Here is a 15,437-nt window from a genome sequence, read left to right on the forward strand (position 1 = left end):
GGCGTATCCGGAGGGTCAGTGGATGATCCCGGTGCGCAGGGCCACGGCCACCATGCCGGCCCGGTCGCCGGTGCCCAGCTTGCGGGCGATGCGGGCGAGGTGGCTCTTGACGGTGAGGGCGGACAGGCCCATGGAGACGCCGATCGCCTTGTTCGACTGGCCCTCCGCGACCAGTCTCAGCACCTCGACCTCGCGTCCGGACAGCTCCCGGTAGCCCCCCGGGTGGCTCGGGGCACCCGGGGGGCGGCGGTGCATCCGGGCGGCGGCACCGAGGGGGGTGGCGCCGGGCCGGGAGGGGAGGCCGATGTTGGTGCGGGTGCCGGTGACGACGTAGCCCTTGACGCCGCCCGCCAGCGCGTTGCGGACGGCGCCGATGTCGTCGGCGGCGGAGAGCGCGAGTCCGTTGGGCCAGCCCGCGGCTCGGGTCTCGGACAGCAGGGTGAGGCCGGAGCCGTCGGGGAGGTGGACGTCGGCGACGCAGATGTCGCGGGGGTTGCCGATGCGGGGACGAGCCTCCGCGATGGACGAGGCTTCGATGACGTCGCGCACACCCAGGGCCCACAGGTGGCGGGTGACGGTGGAGCGGACGCGGGGGTCGGCCACGACCACCATGGCGGTCGGCTTGTTCGGGCGGTAGGCGACCAGGCTTGCGGGTTGCTCGAGGAGAACGGACACCAGGCCTCCTGGGTGGGGGACGGGGCCGGCTTGTGGGGAGGAAGCCGGGGACGAACCGTGCTTTCAAGGTCACAGTCGTCTTCGGCAGCAAACCTGTCCGCCTTTAGAGAATGATCACGATCTAGTGAGTAACAATCCGTGCAATTCGGACACGCGATCGATCATCCGAAGACCAAGTCGGTTCGACCGAGTGCGATTCGAGTACAGAAAGTGGCCGTATCGACAAAGAGATGGTCAATCGGACGCCCACAAGGGTGATGCGGTCCGTACAGCGGCGTCACGTCACCGCGACTGCGGCCCCCGGCGCTGCGGCAGCGTCACCACCGACGCGTCGCCCGGGCCGGCCGGCGGCAGGCCCGCGACCTGCGCCAGCAGATCGCACCAGGCCGCCAGGTGGGCGGCGGTGTCCGGCACCCCGCCGAGCCCCTCGCGGGGCGTCCACGACGCCCGGATCTCGATCTGCGAGGCGGCCGGCCGCTCGGCCAGCCCGCCGAAGTAGTGCGAGCCGGCCCGCGTGATCGTGCCGCTCGGCTCGCCGTACCCGAGCCCGCGCGCCTGCAGCGCCCCCGTCAGCCACGACCAGCACACCTCGGGCAGCAGCGGATCGGCCGCCATCTCCGGCTCCAGCTCCGCCCGCACCAGCGTCACCAGCCGGAAGGTGCCCTGCCAGGCCTCGTGCCCGGACGGATCGTGCAGCAGCACCAGCCGCCCGTCGGCCAGCTCCTGCTCGCCGTCGGCCACCACGGCCTCCAGCGCGTACGCGTGCGGGGCGAGCCGCTGCGGGGCGGGCGTCGGCTCCACCTCGACCTGCGGCCGTACCCGCGCGGTACGCAGCGCGTCGACCGCGGACCGGAACGCCGGGGGCAGCCCGCTGCCCGCCCGCTCCTGCGCGGTGTCCTCCGCGTCATCCATTCCGTCAGCGCCGTCCGACAGTCGTCCCTGAGCCGCAGCCATGCGGGGAAGAGTAAAGGGAAGCGGGGCCCGGTGCGGGGCAAGACACCCCGCGCCGCCGGTCACCGATGTCATGCGAGACTTGCCCCGTGACCGCCAACGACATCCTCACGGGCCGGCAGCCCGCAGCGACGTACGACAGCGCCTTCCTCCGGGCGTGCAGGCGCGAGCCCGTGCCGCACACCCCCGTGTGGTTCATGCGCCAGGCCGGCCGCTCCCTGCCCGAGTACCGCAAGGTGCGCGAGGGTGTGCCCATGCTGGAGTCCTGCATGCGGCCCGAACTGGTCACCGAGATCACCCTCCAGCCCGTGCGCCGGCACGACGTCGACGCGGCGATCTACTTCAGCGACATCGTCGTCCCGCTGAAGGCCATCGGCATCGACCTCGACATCAAGCCCGGTGTCGGCCCGGTCGTCGAGCAGCCCGTCCGCACCCGCGCCGACCTGGCCCGGCTGCGCGACCTCACCCCCGAGGACGTCCCGTACGTCACCGAGGCCATCGGGCAGCTCACCGGCGAACTGGGCGGCACCCCGCTGATCGGCTTCGCGGGCGCGCCGTTCACCCTCGCGAGCTACCTGGTGGAGGGCGGCCCGTCCCGCACCTACGAGAACGCCAAGGCGATGATGTACGGCGACCCCGGACTCTGGGCCGACCTGCTCGACCGCCTCGCCGACATCACGGCCGCCTTCCTGAAGGTCCAGATCGAGGCCGGCGCCAGTGCCGTCCAGCTCTTCGACTCCTGGGCCGGCGCCCTGGCCCCCGCGGACTACCGGACGTCGGTCATGCCGGCCTCCGCGAAGGTCTTCGAGGCAGTCGCCGGGTACGGAGTCCCGCGCATCCACTTCGGCGTCGGCACCGGCGAGCTGCTGCGGCTCATGGGCGAGGCCGGCGCGGACGTCGTCGGCGTCGACTGGCGCGTCCCGCTGGACGAGGCCGCGCGCCGGGTCGGCCCCGGCAAGGCCCTCCAGGGCAACCTCGACCCGACGGTCCTGTTCACCGACAAGGACACCGTCGCCACCAAGGCCCGCGAGGTGCTCGACGCCGCCGCCGGCCTGGAGGGGCACGTCTTCAACCTCGGTCACGGCGTCCCGCCGAACGCCGACCCGGACGCGCTCACCCGGCTCGTGGAGTACGTGCACACCGCGACCGCGCGCTGACTCACCAGGAGTAGCGGGGCCGGGCCCGCCTGCCGAACAGCAGGCCGGGCGGCTCCGGCGGTGGCGGCGTGCCGGGCTTGAGCGGCCAGGCGAGCAGCATGCCCGCCACGAAGCCGACCACGTGCGCCGCGTACGCCACCGTGCCTCCTCCGGACACGCCGTGCCCGGAGGAGTACACCGCCTGGAGCGCGAACCAGAAGCCCAGCACCAGCCAGGCGGGCAGCCGCAGCGGCAGGAAGACCAGGAACGGCACCAGCACCCACACCCTGGCCCTCGGGTACAGCACCAGATAGGCGCCGAGGACACCGGCGATCGCGCCCGACGCCCCGATCAGCGGGTCGGTGGAGCCGGCGTTGAGCAGGGCGAAGCCGTAGCCGGCCGCGTAGCCGCAGACGACGTAGAAGAGGAAGTAACGGATGTGGCCCATCCGGTCCTCGACGTTGTTGCCGAAGATCAGCAGGAAGAGCATGTTGCCGAGCAGGTGCAGCCAGCCGCCGTGCACGAACATCGCCGTGAGGACCGACAGCGCCGGGGACTTGTCGTAGCCGGGCGGCGCCACGACGCAGCCCGGGCCGTGCGGGCCCACACCGACGCTCCCTGTCGGTACGACCCGGGGCATCTGATGGTGGACCAGTTCCCGGGGGACGGCCGCGTAGTGATCCATGAAGGCCTGGAGATGACACAGCCGCACCAGATCGCTGCCGCCCGCCACGGCACCGGCGATGCCGGGCGTGGTGAGGAACACCAGCACGTTGGCGGCGATGAGGGCGTACGTCACCCAGGGGGTACCGCGCACGGGATTCACGTCATGGACGGGTATGACCACACAGGAACAGTGCCCGCGATGCGGCCGGCGAACCGGTGGCGCCGCAGCGCCCACGGACGACCCGGTGGCCTGAGAGGGCGCCGGGGTTCCGGCGGGCGTCTCAGCCGGTGGGTTCCGGTCTCCTCGCTGCGCCCGGCGTCACGAGCCCGCAGTCGTGGGCCAGGACCACCGCCTGGATCCGGTCACGCGACCCGTACTCGGCCAGGATGTGCGCCACATGTGTCTTGACGGTCGTCCCACCGACGCCGAGCGCCCGGGCGGTCTATCTCTGCGTTAGACAGGCCGCGACTCAGGGCGCGCAGTACGTCGAGCTCCCGGGAGGGCAGCGCGTCCGGGCGCGCGGGCAGCGCCGACTCGGTCTTCCGGGCCGGCGCGGCGAACCGTGTCAGCAGCCGCTGGGTGACCCGGGGAGCGAGTACGGCGTCTCCCGCCGCCACCGTGCGGATGGCTCCGACCAGGGAATCGGCCGGGCCGTCCTTGACCAGGAAACCGCTCGCACCCCCCGCAGCGCGTCCACGACGTGCGCGCCGAGATCGAAGGCGGTAAGGACGATCACCGTGCTGGGCGACCCGGACTTCGAGAGCCGCCGGGTGGCCTCCGCGAGGACGGTGATGTCGGGCTCGGCCTCGAGGATGAGGCGCAATCCCGTCCGGATCATGGGCTGCGGAACCGCCCGTTCGGTGAACCGGTGAACACCGCCGGGCGTGCGTGCGTATCCCCTCACAACCGACGTGAGGATCAGGCGATGAGTGCGAACACTCCGCAGGTACCGGCGATGCATGCGCTGCCCGACGGCGAGGCCGAACTGTCCTTGGTGCTACGGCTTCCCTGGGAGGACGTCGCGCGGCTCGGCCAGGAGGCCGGGCGGCTCGCCTCGCAGATGCAGCGGCCGGTCACCCTGGACGAGGCGGTGAGCTACCGGCTGCGGTCCACCCGGCCGCCGGCGACCCACGCCAAGCCCGCCGGCGAGCAGCCCACGGCCATGACGCCCGGTGCGGCCGTCACCTCCCTGCCCCGCATCAGCGGGACGGCCTGAGCCGTTGCCCGGGACGGCCTAAGCCGCTGCCCTCACCTTCGCCGTCGCCTTTCTCGCCGCCACCAGCACGGGGTCCCACACCGGTGAGAACGGCGGGGCGTAGCCCAGGTCCAGGGCCGTCATCTGCTCCACCGTCATCCGCGCGGTCAGCGCGACCGCCGCGATGTCGACCCGCTTGGCCGCGCCCTCCCGGCCGACGATCTGCACGCCGAGCAGCCGGCCCGTACGGTGCTCCGCGATCATCTTCACCGTCATGAGGGCGGCGCCGGGGTAGTAACCGGCGCGGCTGGTCGACTCGATGGTGACCGTCTCGAACGCGAGGCCCACCCGGCGCGCGTCCTTCTCGCGCAGCCCGGTACGGGCGATCTCCAGGTCGCACACCTTGCTGACCGCCGTGCCGACGACGCCGGGGAAGGTGGCGTAGCCGCCGCCGGCGTTGGTGCCGATGACCTGGCCGTGCTTGTTGGCGTGCGTGCCGAGCGGGACGTACTGCTCCTGCCCCGACACCAGGTTCAGGACCTCCACGCAGTCGCCGCCCGCCCAGATGTTCCCGTGGCCGCGGACCCGCATGGCGAGGTCGGTGAGCAGACCGCCGTGCGTGCCGAGCGGGAGGCCGGCCGCCCGGGCCAGGCCGGTCTCCGGGCGGACACCGATGCCGAGGACCACCAGGTCCGCGGGGTACTCGGCGTCCCGCGTCGCCACCGCCCTCACCCGGCCGTCCCGGCCGGTGAGCAGCCCGGTGACCTCCGTGTCGTTCACCATCGTGATGCCGAGGCCCTCCATGGCCCGGTGCACCAGCCGGCCCATGTCCGGGTCGAGCGTCGACATGGGCTCCTTGCCGCGGTTGACGACCGTCACCTCGAAACCCCGGTTGATCATCGCCTCGGCCATCTCCACGCCGATGTAACCGGCGCCCACGACGACCGCGCGGCGGCCACGCACGCCCGCCAGCGTGTCCAGCAGGGCCTGACCGTCGTCCAGGGTCTGCACACCGTGCACCCCGAGGGCGTCCGCGCCGGACAGGTCCGGGCGGACCGGGCGGGCCCCGGTGGCGATCACCAGCTTGTCGTACGGCGTCCAGGACTCGGCGCCGGAATCGACGTCACGCGCGCGTACCCGCTGTCCGGCCACGTCGATCTCCGTGACCTCCGTACGCAGCCGCAGGTCGATCCCCCGCGCCCGGTGCTCCCCGGGCGTACGGGCGACGAGCTGATCGCGCTCGGGGACCTCACCGCCCACCCAGTACGGGATGCCGCACGCCGAGTACGAGGTGAAGTGGCCGCGTTCGAAGGCCACGATGTCCAGCTCGTCCGGACCCCGCAGCCGCCGCGCCTGCGACGCCGCGGACATGCCCGCCGCGTCGCCGCCGATCACGACCAGCCGTTCCCTGCCGCCGTCGCCACTGCTGCCGCCGCGCCCCTCGCTCATGCTCATGAGGAACACGCTACGGGGCACGGGCACTTCACTTCCGCCCGGCCTCCCCGGGCTCCACCGGGCGGGCCGACGGCAGCGGGCCGGTCGTGTCCGTCGCCGGCGCGGGCCCCGCACGGCGCGGCAGCCGGGGGCGTACGACGCGCAGCCACAGCAGCACGAGCAGCAAGGCGAGCGCCGCGAACGGCAGGACGGCGCCGAGCGCGAGGGCGATCCAGCGCAGCACGGTCACGAACGCGTGCCAGCCGCCCGCCAGCGCGTCGGCGAAGCCCGGCGAGCCGTCACCGGACGCCTCCCGCACCGGTGTCCGCGACAACGACAGAGTGATGGTGGCCAGGCTCGTACGATCCTTGAGGGACGCCTGCCGGGCGAGCAGCGCCTCCAGATCGGCCTGACGGCTGCTCAGCTCACCCTCCAGGGTGACGACGTCGCTCAGCTTGTCCGCCTTGTCCATCAGCGCGCGGATCCGGGCCACACTGGCCCGCTGCGAGGTGATCCGGCTGTCCACGTCCACGACCTGGTCGGTGACGTCGACGGCCTTGGCCGTGCGGTGGACCACCCGGCCCGTGCCCTGGAGGCCGGCGAGGACCTCGTCGTACTTCTGGGTGGGCACGCGCAGCACGACCCGGGTGCGCTCGTGGCCGTGGCGGTCCCGGCTGGTGCTCTCCGTGCCGACGTAGCCGCCCGCGTCGCCGGCGGCCGCACGGGCCGCTGCCAGTGCCTTGGAGACGTCCTCGACCTCGACGGTGAGGGACGCGGTGCGGATGATCGCGTCCGGGGCGAGCCGGGGTGTGCCCCGGACGGCCTTCGCGCCGTCCGCCCGGCCGCCGGCGGCACCCGTCGGCCGTACCGCGGCGTCCGCGGCGGACTTCGCCGAGCCGCCGCCCGTGTCGCCGGCGCCGCCGCACCCGGCGAGCGCGAGGGAGGCGGCGAGCAGCGTCCCGGCCAGGGCCCGCGCGGGCCGGACGGAACGGGTGACGTCTGGTGTGCGCATCGGCGGTACTCCCGTGGCTGTGGACTGTGGCGTTCCTTCGACGGCGGGTCCGGCGTGAACGTTCGGCGCCGCCGGTCCCGGTGCGGTCACGGTCCGGACTCGGACCGGACACCGGGGCCCGGCGGGAGTGCGCGCGGGGTCTGAGAGAGTGGGAGGCATGAGCACAACGGGTAGCGGTGCGACGGGCAGGGGCCTGGGGCACGTCGTCGTCATCGGGGCCGGGGTCGCCGGGCTGGCCGCCGCGCACCGGCTGCTGGACCGCGGCGCGCGCGTGACCGTACTGGAGGCCGGCGACCGGGTCGGCGGCAAGCTGCTGCCCGGCCACATCGCCGGCGTACGCGTCGACCTGGGTGCCGAGTCCATGCTCGCCCGCCGCCCCGAGGCGGTGACGCTCGCGCGCGAGGCCGGACTCGGCGACCGGCTCCGGCCGCCGGCCACGGCGACCGCCGCGATCTGGACCCGCGGCGCCCTGCGGCCCATGCCCAAGGGCCATGTCATGGGCGTCCCCGGCACCGCCGCCGCGCTCGCGGGAGTCCTGTCCGACGAGGGCCTGGCCCGCATCGGGCGCGACGCCGACCTGCCCCGCACGGAGACCGGCGACGACATCGCCGTGGGGGAGTACGTGGCGGCCCGGCTCGGCCGCGAGGTCGTGGACCGCCTGGTGGAGCCCCTCCTGGGCGGGGTCTACGCGGGTGACGCCTACCGCATCTCCCTGCGCTCGGCCGTCCCGCAGCTCTTCCAGGCCGCCCAGACCCACGACTCCCTGACGGAGGCCGTCCGCGCGATCCAGGCGAGGGCGGCGGCGGCCCGGCAGACCGGACCGGTGTTCCTCGGCATCGAGGGCGGCGTGGGCTCGCTGCCGCTCGCGGTCGCCGACTCGGTGCGGGCCCGCGGAGGCGAGATCCTGACCGGGACCCCGGTACGGGAGCTGCGCCGCGGCGGCCCGGCCCGGCCGGGCACCGCCGACGAGGCGCGGGCCCGCGCGGCCGCGGGAGGCGGAGCCGCGGGGCACGGCGTCTGGCGCGTCCTCGCCGCGGACCGGGTGCTGCACGCGGACGCCGTCGTCCTCGCCGTCCCCGCCCGCCCGGCCGCCGACCTGCTGCGCGCCGAGTCCCCGGGGGCCGCCGCCGAACTGGCCGCCGTGGAGTACGCCTCGATGGCCCTGGTCACCCTCGCCTACCGGCGCGCCGGACTGCGCCTGCCCGAAGGCAGCGGCTTCCTCGTGCCGCCCGTCGACGGCCGCACCATCAAGGCCTCCACGTTCGCCTCCCAGAAGTGGGGATGGATCGCCGAGCAGGATCCGGACGTGGTCGTGCTGCGCACCTCCGTGGGCCGCCACGGCGAGACGCGGGTGCTCGGCCGGGACGACGCCGGCCTCGTGGAGATCTCCCGGCACGACCTGCGCGAGGCGACCGGCCTGGACGCCGAGCCCATCGAGACCCGCGTCACCCGCTGGACCGACGGCCTGCCGCAGTACCCCGTCGGGCACCACGCGCGCGTGGCCCGCATCCGCGAGCACGTCGCCCGGCTCCCGGGCCTCGCGGTGTGCGGCGCCCAGTACGACGGGGTCGGCATCCCCGCGTGCGTCGCGAGCGCGTACGCCGCGGTCGACCAGCTGGACGGCGACCCGCGCGGCCTGGCGGAGCTGACCGCCAACCCGGTGCAGAGCCTGCACGGCGGAGCGGGAGAATAGGGACCATGAGTGACGACGCCCCCACCACCGAGCCCGGCAGGATCCCGAACAAGGGCAAGCTGGCCAAGGACCTCAACGAGGTCATCCGCTACACCCTCTGGTCGGTGTTCAGGCTGAAGGACGTGCTGCCGGAGGACCGCACGGGATACGCCGACGAGGTCCAGGAGCTGTTCGACCAGCTCGCCGCGAAGGACGTCACGGTCCGCGGCACCTACGACGTCTCCGGCCTGCGGGCCGACGCCGACGTCATGATCTGGTGGCACGCCGAGACCAGCGACCAGCTCCAGGAGGCGTACAACCTCTTCCGCCGCACCCGGCTGGGCCGCGCGCTGGAGCCGGTGTGGTCCAACATGGCGCTGCACCGCCCCGCCGAGTTCAACCGCTCGCACATCCCGGCGTTCCTCGCCGACGAGACGCCCCGCGACTACGTGAGCGTCTACCCGTTCGTGCGCTCCTACGACTGGTACCTGCTGCCCGACGAGGACCGCCGGCGCATGCTCGCCGACCACGGCAAGATGGCCCGCGGCTACCCCGACGTGCGCGCCAACACCGTCGCCTCGTTCTCCCTCGGCGACTACGAGTGGATCCTGGCCTTCGAGGCGGACGAGCTGTACCGCATCGTCGACCTCATGCGCCACCTGCGCGCCTCCGAGGCCCGCAGGCACGTCCGCGAGGAGGTGCCGTTCTACACGGGCCGCCGCAAGGACGTCGCCGAGCTGATCGCCGGCCTGGCCTGACGGGTCCTCGCAACGCCTAGCGCCGGACGGCCTTGCCCTTCAGGGCGTCCCGCGAGGACGGGCCGGGGGTGGCCGGGGTGTCAGGCTCCGGCTCCGGGCGCGGTGCGCAGGACGCGTGCCGCGCCGGGAGACGGCCCTCCAGCAGATAGGCGTCCAGGTACGCGTTGACGCACGGGTTGGGGCCGCCCCCGACACCGTGCGTGCCCGCGTCCCGCTCCGTCACCAGCACCGACCCGGCCAGCCGCCGGTTCATCTCCAGGGCCCCCTGGTAGGGCGCCGCCGCGTCCCGCTCGGCCGCCAGGATCAGCACCGGCGGCAGCTCGCCCGGAGCGGTCCGCACGTCCAGCGGACGCTGCCGGGGCGCCGGCCAGTAGGCGCACGGCAGGTTCATCCACGCGTTGTCCCAGGTCTCGAAGGGCGCCACCCGGGCGAGCCGGGTGTTGTCCCGGTCCCACACCTGCCACCGCGTCGGCCACGGCGCGTCGTTGCACTCGACGGCCGTGTACACCGCGCTGCCGTTCTCCGCCTCCACGGCCGTGTCCTGGCTCGGCGCGGCCAGCCGCACCAGCGGCTCCGGATCGCCGTGCAGGAACGCCGCGAGGGCCTCGGCGCGGCTCGGCCAGAAGTCGTCGTAGTACCCGGCCGTCAGGAACGCGTTCTGCAGCTGGCCCGGGCCGACCCGGCCGCCCGCCGCCTTCCCGGCCAGCCGCTCGCGCGCGGTGTCGTAGGAGCGTTGCACCTTCCCGGGCGTGTCCCCGAGCCCGTACACGTCGTCGTGCCGGGCGATCCAGTCCCGGAAGTCCGCCCAGCGCTCCTCGAAGGCGGCCGACTGGTCGAGGTTGTCGCGGTACCAGACCTTCTCCGGGTCCGGGTTCACCGCCGAGTCCAGCACCATGCGCCGCACGTGCGAGGGGAACATCGCCGCGTACAGCGCGCCGAAGTACGTGCCGTACGACGCGCCCATGAACGTCAGCCGGTCCTCGCCCAGCGCGGCCCGCAGGACGTCCAGGTCCCGGGCGTTGGCGAGGGAGGTGTAGTACCGCAGCCTGCTCCCGGACCGCCGGGCGCAGCCGCGCGCGTACGCCTTCGCCTGCGCGACGCGCTGCCGCTTGTACGCCTGCGACGGGTGGGCCGGCGCCGCGGTGGGCGCCTTGAAGAAGCGCTTCGGGTCCTCGCAGGACAGCGGCGCCGAACGGCCCACCCCGCGCGGGGCGTAGCCCACCAGGTCGTACGCGGCGGCGGTCCGCTTCCACTGCGGGATCACGCCGATCATCGGGAAGTACATGCTGGAGGCTCCCGGACCGCCCGGGTTGTAGACGAGGGCGCCCTGCCGGGGGACCTTGCGCTTGCTGTTGTGCGGGTCCCGCTGCGTGGCCCGCGTCCGGCTGACCGTCAGCCTGATCTTCTTGCCGTCGGGGTGGGCGTAGTCCAGCGGGACCGTCACCGTGCCGCACCGCATTCCGGCCGGGGCCCGCGGCACGTCCGCGGCCGGGCACGGGCCGAAGTCGATGCCGGCCGCCCGGGCCCGGGCCACCGCCACCGCGGTCCCGCGCAGCTCGGCCGCGCCGGGGCTGCCCGGCGCGCCGCCCGCCGGGGCCGCGGCCAGGCTGGTCAGCAGCAAGGACCCGGCGGCCGAGTAGAGGGCGGCAGCTTTCATCGCGTGTCCCTTCGGTGCGCGGCGGCGATGGCACGGCTGCCACGGCCCGGCGACGTCACAAGGGATGCTTCGGCCGACTGCCGGCGAAGGCAAGCACCACCCGGCCGGTGTCGGCGGCAATGCCCCCCGTGCGCCCCCGGAAGGAGCCCTCACTCCGGGAAGGACGGTTCACGCCCGCCCGGGCCGATCGCGGGTGAGGGCCGCGAGCGGCTCCGAGTGCCCCCCGCACGCTCCTGGAAGGAGCCACCTCCGGGAGGGAGAGCCTCATTCCCGCCAGGGCGGCTGGTCACGGTGGGTGAAGGCCGCGCGCAGCTCCGGTTCGCCGATCGCGCGGACACCGCGTACGGCGACGGACGTGAGGAACGACCGCTCGTCCCCGGCCGGCCTGCCGGCCAGCGCGCCCAGCAGCCGCTGCCCGGCCGGGGAGGCCCAGCGCGAGTACGGATGCACCTCGAACCGGGCGATGGCCAGGCAGCTCAGCGACAGCGTGAGGGGCAGGGCGAACCACAGGCCCACCAGCGGGCGCGGCGTCCCGGTCTGGACGGGCAGCAGCAGCGCGGTCACGCCCAGCGCCACCACGACCACCGCGGCGGCCCGTACCCGGCGGACCGCGGCCCCCACGGTGACCCCCGTGCCCTCCGGCACCGCGAGTCCCGCGCGCATCAGTCCGTCGGCCAGCCGGCCCACCGCCTCGGCGCCGGCCGCCCGCGCCCGCACGGGCGCGATCCGCGACTGGCCCTCGGGCCCTATGGCCCCTATGACGGACCGCTCCATCTCGTCGCGGCCCCGCGGGTCGACGACCGTCGCCCAGCCGGTGTGCGCGAGCAGCAGCCGCCGCTGGCGGGCCATGGAGACCAGGGTCACGTCGGCGACCCGCGCGGGCCCGCCGGACAGGAAGGCCGCCTCGTACAGCGTCAGACCGCGCTCCCGGTCCGCCGGCGCGTCACGCGCTTCCGCGGCCGCCGCGCGGACGGCCGCCAGGCACAGCAGGGCGCAGGCCGGACCGGCGAAGGCCCAGGCCAGGAGCAGGAGAAGGACCCAGAACATGACGTGTTTCTATGCCAGGGCCCCGGTCGGACGCCATGCCCTGTTCACGATCCGGACAGAGCGTCGCCGGTCTGTGACGTTCCGTTTCCCGGGCGGGGACGGCGGCCGTCAGGGACCGCTGGTCGCCGGTGGCGGCCCGGCGGTGGCCGGCGGCAGTGCGTACGTCTCGCCCGGCGACGGCGACGGCGACGACGGCGGCGTGACCGGTACCGCGGCACCGGGGTCGGCCTCCGGCGGCGTCGGCACCGGGGACGCCGGGGAGGCCAGGTCCCGGGCCAGCGCCGCGAAGTCGACGTACCCCGTCGCCTCCAGGATCCTGATGTGGTCCAGCACGGTGGTGTTGGCGTCGTCGGCGAGATCACGGACGAGGGAGTTCTGGGTGCCGGCCCGCACCTCCGCGACCAGGGAGAACACCCGGCCGTGCGCGAGCCGCAGCAGGCCGGCGAACTGCCGGTCGAAGTCCTGGCCCCGTGCCGCGTCGAGGGTGGCCAGCCACTGCTTCTGCTGCGCGTTGGGTTCGTTGGGCAGGGCCACGCCGAGCTGGGTGGCGACGGTACGTACGTGCGCGTCCAGCGAGGTGTGGCCGTCGACGAGGTGCTGTCCCGCCGTCCGGACGGCCGCGGTGGTGCCCTTGTGCTCCGCCAGCTCCCCGGCGGGCAGTTCCCACAGCCCGGCCAGCCGCACCCTGGTGACGAAGTCCCGGTCCCGCGCGGACAGCGGACCGTACGGGGTTGTCACCGTCGCCGCGCTGAGCACGTTCGCGCTCGCCGGGTCCTGCCGGCCGGCGTACGACCAGAGCGGAACGAGCAGCGCGACGACGGTCGCCGCCAGGCCGGCGACGACGAGTCCGGTACCGCTGAATATGCCTCGGCCCTTGATCGGGGGTCGCGGTCGCATGCTGCCTCCTGCACCGCATGCCGTGGTGTGCTTGGGGTGGCTGCGGGCTTGGCATATTACTGCGAGGCGGAAGGGCGCCGTCCGCAGCGCCGGTGAGGACCTGGGTGGGGGCGGGCCCGGTCGGCCGCAGCGGCGGCGCGGGCGCGCCCCCGCTGCGGCAGACCGCCTGCCCGCCCCAGTGGCACGACCACCGCACAGAACCCCGGGCACCTCCCCACCGGCGACGTTGCCGGCCCCCAGGGGCACCAGGACCTGCGCGACCGAACCCCACCACCCCGCACCCGCCCCTCACCCCGCCCGCGCCGGGCGCTACCGGCCGCCCTCCCCAGTCGCCGCCGACCCCGCAGGACACCACCCGGCCCGCCGCCCCGCCACCCGCGCCCCCTTCGCCCGTGTCACGCTCCGCCCTCCGTCACGCTCCGCGCCGCAGCAGCCCCCGTATCGCCCGTGCCGTCGGCGAGACCCGGCGCGGTGCCGGTCCCGCTCGGTCCAGCCACCACTCCCGCAGCACGCGCCGCGCCGCCGCGTTCCCCGGGCGCCCCAGCTTCAGCAGATGCCCCGCGAAGTCCAGCGCGTCCCGCCGGTACCCCGCGGTCATCGGCCGCTGCCGCGCGTAAGCCAGGAACGCTTCCCGGTACTCCGCCCCGAGGATCACCGCGAGCTCGGGCGCCACCTTCGCGACCACGTCCGCCCGCTTCGCCGCCAGGGCCCGCGCCTGCACCCGCATCCGCGCCCGGTCGAACCCCTCCGGCACCGGCGTCCCCGCCACCAGTGAGGACAGTACGGCGGTCTGGGCCACCCCGAGCCGCTCGCGGACCCCGGCCGCCGGCGGCGCCAGCACACCGACACCCCCGGCCCCCGTGCCCACGGCACCCCCGGTCGGCGTACCCGTCGCCGCCGTACCGTGCGCCGCCCGGGACCGCCCGGCCGCCACAGCCTCCCGTACGGCGGCCAACTCCCGCTCCAGTTCCACCCGTCCGGGGAAGTCGTCGTCCCGCTCCAGGAGTACCCCGGGCGGCGCGACGCGGGAGGCGAGGTCGGTCAGGATGTCGAGCACCGGGCGCGGCACGGGGTGCGCGTGGCTGTCGTGCCAGACGCCGTCGCGCTCGAAGCCGCCCGCGACATGGACGTAGGCGATCGCCTCCAGCGGCAGCGCGGCCAGCGCCTGGGCCGGGTCCTCGCCCCGGTTGACGTGGTTGGTGTGCAGGTTGGCCACGTCGATGAGCAGACGTACGCCGGTCCGCTCGACCATCTGGGACAGGAACTGCCCCTCGGTCAGCTCCTCGCCCGGCCACGAGAACAGCGCGGCGATGTTCTCCAGCGCCAGCGGCACCGGCAGCGCGTCCTGGGCGATGCGGATGTTCTCGCACAGCACGTCCAGGGCGTCCCGGGTGCGCGGCACGGGCAGCAGGTGCCCGGCCTCCAGCGGCGGGGACGCGGTGAGCGCCCCGCCCGCCCGGACGAAGGCGATGTGCTCGGTGACCAGCGGCGCTCCCAGCGCCTCCGCCCGCTCGGCGAGCGCTGCCAGCCTCCCGGCGTCGGGACGGTCCGCACCACCGAGACCGAGGGAGACACCGTGCGGGATCACCGTCACACCGCGTTCGCGCAGCCGCAGCAGCGACCCGGGAAGATGGCCGGGGCAGACGTTCTCCGCCACGACCTCCACCCAGTCGATGCCCGGCATCCCCTCCACGGCCTCCGCGATCTCCGGCCGCCATCCGATCCCGGTCCCCAGTCGCCCCATGGTGCGTTCCCCCTCGTCGGCCCGCGTTCGTGCGTCGAGCCAGGGGGATATGGCCCCGCCGACGGGCCCCGAACCCCCCGTCTGCCGCGTTCAGAGCAACATTTGAGCTTCGGCCCCGGACCGGCCGTCGCTCCGCCGTCCATCCGGAGCCCCCCATCCGCTGGACGGCAAGTGACGGCACGTCCAAATAGAGGGTGTCGTCCCTGTACAGGGTGTCCTATTCCGGGGCGCCCTTTTGTACACATGCGGCTCATGACGGCTCTGGGGCTGTGCGCGGTAGGCTCGCTTGCGCGCTGGTCGCACGACCTCAAATGTCCAGCGCGCAGGCCGGGTTGAACCTTGGACCGTAGCGGCCGGAAGAGTCCCGGTTGCTTTTCGCTCCGGGCGAGAATCCCTGATGCGGATGCGAAGCGCGTCCGATGGCCCTTGGACGGTGTGCCGGAAGACCCGGCGAGGCCCTTGCTTGGCGGCTGGCCTCTCCGGATCTCCCTCGCGCACCGACGGGTCTTCATCCTGTTGCGAGGAGAGTGGTTCCCTTGACGCCTTTCGAAGGTATCCCAGCCGGCCCCCGGAGCGGCAGCCGTGCTCTGGC

Annotated in this window: 13 protein-coding genes; 4 read left to right on the plus strand and 9 right to left on the minus strand. The window is 74.3% G+C overall.

The window, feature by feature from the left end; all coding sequences use genetic code 11:
* Positions 1-15: 15 nt before the first annotated feature.
* Both ACGFT1_RS06360 and ACGFT1_RS06365 read right to left on the minus strand, forming a co-directional pair.
* Complete coding sequence (locus tag ACGFT1_RS06360) at positions 16-675, minus strand: response regulator transcription factor (protein ID WP_121786344.1); 660 nt, start codon at positions 673-675, stop codon at positions 16-18.
* A 282-nt stretch (positions 676-957) separates the two neighbouring features.
* Entirely contained in the window at positions 958-1,629 is a 672-nt protein-coding gene (locus tag ACGFT1_RS06365; protein WP_373907878.1) for a DUF3000 domain-containing protein, read from the minus strand.
* Positions 1,630-1,694: 65 nt separating this feature from the next.
* Here ACGFT1_RS06365 and hemE point away from each other — a divergent pair, with 65 nt between their 5' ends.
* Entirely contained in the window at positions 1,695-2,783 is a 1,089-nt protein-coding gene (gene hemE / locus ACGFT1_RS06370) for a uroporphyrinogen decarboxylase (RefSeq protein ID WP_373907879.1), read from the plus strand.
* Between the two features lies 1 nt (position 2,784).
* On the opposite strand, the gene ACGFT1_RS06375 is transcribed toward hemE, so the two are convergent.
* On the minus strand, positions 2,785-3,609 hold the full coding sequence (locus tag ACGFT1_RS06375; protein WP_373907881.1) for a rhomboid family intramembrane serine protease: 825 nt from the start codon (positions 3,607-3,609) through the stop codon (positions 2,785-2,787).
* A gap of 775 nt (positions 3,610-4,384) precedes the next feature.
* On the opposite strand from ACGFT1_RS06375, the gene ACGFT1_RS06380 reads away from it, so the two are divergent.
* The gene (locus ACGFT1_RS06380) at positions 4,385-4,645 is read left to right on the plus strand and encodes a hypothetical protein (RefSeq protein ID WP_373908228.1); all 261 of its coding nucleotides are present in this window, start codon (positions 4,385-4,387) and stop codon (positions 4,643-4,645) included.
* Positions 4,646-4,663: 18 nt separating this feature from the next.
* On the opposite strand, the gene ACGFT1_RS06385 is transcribed toward ACGFT1_RS06380, so the two are convergent.
* On the minus strand, positions 4,664-6,079 hold the full coding sequence (locus ACGFT1_RS06385; RefSeq protein WP_373907882.1) for an FAD-dependent oxidoreductase: 1,416 nt from the start codon (positions 6,077-6,079) through the stop codon (positions 4,664-4,666).
* Positions 6,080-6,107: 28 nt separating this feature from the next.
* Entirely contained in the window at positions 6,108-7,070 is a 963-nt protein-coding gene (locus ACGFT1_RS06390) for a DUF4349 domain-containing protein (protein WP_373907883.1), read from the minus strand.
* 157 nt (positions 7,071-7,227) lie between these two features.
* Between ACGFT1_RS06390 and hemG the strand changes: the two genes are divergently transcribed.
* Both hemG and hemQ read left to right on the plus strand, forming a co-directional pair.
* Positions 7,228-8,763, plus strand: coding sequence for a protoporphyrinogen oxidase (gene hemG / locus ACGFT1_RS06395; RefSeq protein WP_373907884.1), 1,536 nt, complete (start codon positions 7,228-7,230; stop codon positions 8,761-8,763).
* Positions 8,764-8,768: 5 nt separating this feature from the next.
* Positions 8,769-9,500, plus strand: coding sequence for a hydrogen peroxide-dependent heme synthase (hemQ, locus tag ACGFT1_RS06400; protein WP_373907885.1), 732 nt, complete (start codon positions 8,769-8,771; stop codon positions 9,498-9,500).
* A gap of 16 nt (positions 9,501-9,516) precedes the next feature.
* Here hemQ and ACGFT1_RS06405 read toward each other — a convergent pair whose 3' ends face one another.
* From ACGFT1_RS06405 to ACGFT1_RS06420, 4 genes are all read right to left on the minus strand, one after another.
* The gene (locus ACGFT1_RS06405) at positions 9,517-11,157 is read right to left on the minus strand and encodes an alpha/beta hydrolase (protein ID WP_373907886.1); all 1,641 of its coding nucleotides are present in this window, start codon (positions 11,155-11,157) and stop codon (positions 9,517-9,519) included.
* 264 nt (positions 11,158-11,421) lie between these two features.
* Positions 11,422-12,204: a TIGR04222 domain-containing membrane protein gene (locus tag ACGFT1_RS06410; protein ID WP_373907887.1), complete on the minus strand. Its 783-nt coding sequence runs from the start codon at positions 12,202-12,204 to the stop codon at positions 11,422-11,424.
* A 108-nt stretch (positions 12,205-12,312) separates the two neighbouring features.
* Entirely contained in the window at positions 12,313-13,101 is a 789-nt protein-coding gene (locus tag ACGFT1_RS06415; protein WP_373907888.1) for a DUF4142 domain-containing protein, read from the minus strand.
* Between the two features lie 412 nt (positions 13,102-13,513).
* On the minus strand, positions 13,514-14,845 hold the full coding sequence (locus tag ACGFT1_RS06420; protein WP_373907889.1) for a DUF692 domain-containing protein: 1,332 nt from the start codon (positions 14,843-14,845) through the stop codon (positions 13,514-13,516).
* Positions 14,846-15,437 lie beyond the last annotated feature (592 nt).

This window comes from Streptomyces sp. Y20, assembly GCF_043195475.1.
Classification (GTDB): Bacteria; Actinomycetota; Actinomycetes; order Streptomycetales; family Streptomycetaceae; genus Streptomyces.

Bases quoted from the DNA above. Each gene is read 5' to 3' on its own strand.
- hemG (WP_373907884.1), top strand. From the start codon at position 7,228: ATGAGCACAACGGGTAGCGGTGCGACGGGCAGGGGCCTGGGGCACGTC.
- ACGFT1_RS06420 (WP_373907889.1), bottom strand. From the start codon at position 14,845: ATGGGGCGACTGGGGACCGGGATCGGATGGCGGCCGGAGATCGCGGAG.
- ACGFT1_RS06380 (WP_373908228.1), top strand. From the start codon at position 4,385: ATGCATGCGCTGCCCGACGGCGAGGCCGAACTGTCCTTGGTGCTACGG.
- ACGFT1_RS06415 (WP_373907888.1), bottom strand. From the start codon at position 13,101: ATGCGACCGCGACCCCCGATCAAGGGCCGAGGCATATTCAGCGGTACC.
- hemQ (WP_373907885.1), top strand. From the start codon at position 8,769: ATGAGTGACGACGCCCCCACCACCGAGCCCGGCAGGATCCCGAACAAG.
- hemE (WP_373907879.1), top strand. From the start codon at position 1,695: ATGTCATGCGAGACTTGCCCCGTGACCGCCAACGACATCCTCACGGGC.
- ACGFT1_RS06405 (WP_373907886.1), bottom strand. From the start codon at position 11,157: ATGAAAGCTGCCGCCCTCTACTCGGCCGCCGGGTCCTTGCTGCTGACC.
- ACGFT1_RS06365 (WP_373907878.1), bottom strand. From the start codon at position 1,629: ATGGCTGCGGCTCAGGGACGACTGTCGGACGGCGCTGACGGAATGGAT.
- ACGFT1_RS06390 (WP_373907883.1), bottom strand. From the start codon at position 7,070: ATGCGCACACCAGACGTCACCCGTTCCGTCCGGCCCGCGCGGGCCCTG.
- ACGFT1_RS06410 (WP_373907887.1), bottom strand. From the start codon at position 12,204: ATGTTCTGGGTCCTTCTCCTGCTCCTGGCCTGGGCCTTCGCCGGTCCG.
- ACGFT1_RS06385 (WP_373907882.1), bottom strand. From the start codon at position 6,079: ATGAGCATGAGCGAGGGGCGCGGCGGCAGCAGTGGCGACGGCGGCAGG.